This window comes from Nesterenkonia salmonea (assembly GCF_005771525.1).
GTDB classification, from domain to species: Bacteria; Actinomycetota; Actinomycetes; order Actinomycetales; family Micrococcaceae; genus Nesterenkonia; species Nesterenkonia salmonea.
Genome location: NZ_VAVZ01000129.1, coordinates 1 through 448, shown reverse-complemented (window position 1 = coordinate 448; position 448 = coordinate 1). Strand labels below are relative to the sequence as shown.

The window sequence follows — 448 nt, the reverse complement described above, 5'->3', positions numbered from 1 at the left end:
TACCCGGTCACCGGAACGCCGCTTCCAACTACGCAGACTATTGCTTCCAACTCCGGCTATCCGCCACGCCCGCCTCATCCTGCCAATAGACGAGTGTCGGCGAGCTCTCGGTATCTGACGGGTACGACGATTCAAGCGCAGCACGGGTCCTAGCAGCGGAGTCGATGAGCAAGGTGTACTCCCTCATTAGGTCCCTCTCACCGACCACGGTGGAGTTGTAGGCCTCCTTGAGATTGGCAAGGTCTCTTGCGACAGCCGGGCCCTCCCGGCCGGGGACATTGCGCTGGCCCCAGCTCATGTTCTCAAGTTGTTCCCGGAGCTCGTCCATCTTATTCTTAAGATTCTGTGACCTATTTAGCAGAAATTGCCAGAATTTTATCCGGCTCTTCACAATCCAGGGTGTAGTTGTAGTCTGAATCCTCCGCTTTCGAGCAGGGACCGGGCGATG

At 56.9% G+C, this 448-nt stretch carries 1 protein-coding gene; it reads right to left on the bottom strand.

What is annotated here, in order from left to right:
- Positions 1-37: 37 nt before the first annotated feature.
- Positions 38-448: hypothetical protein (locus tag FEF26_RS15570; RefSeq protein WP_208012970.1), on the bottom strand; the 411-nt coding region annotated here is incomplete at its 5' end.